Below are 209 nucleotides of genomic sequence, written 5' to 3'. Positions count from 1 at the left end.
TTTCTATATCCATAGTTAATAGCATCCCCGTCAATGGCCTCCAAAATAAATTCCTTAATCTGATCATCGCATACTTTTTCACCATCTCCGTTTATACTGTATCCTTTTGGCTTTCCACCTTTAGGTCTGGCTTTTTCTTTGCCTTCTACGCTTAAATTATAGTAATATGTTGATCTTCCAAGTTTAACTACTTTAAGTACAAATACTGC

1 protein-coding gene is annotated in these 209 nt (G+C 34.9%); it reads right to left on the bottom strand.

The genetic code is table 11. From position 1 onward, the window contains the following. The coding region (locus tag ACJDU8_RS25965) for a hypothetical protein (protein ID WP_406795057.1) at positions 1–209 on the bottom strand (209 nt) is incomplete at both ends.

The sequence above is a fragment of the Candidatus Clostridium eludens genome (assembly GCF_045310515.1).
GTDB classification, from domain to species: domain Bacteria; phylum Bacillota; class Clostridia; order Clostridiales; family Clostridiaceae; genus Clostridium_B; species Clostridium_B eludens.
Note: the sequence above shows the minus strand (reverse complement) of the source record. Positions and strands in the feature narration are given on the sequence as shown.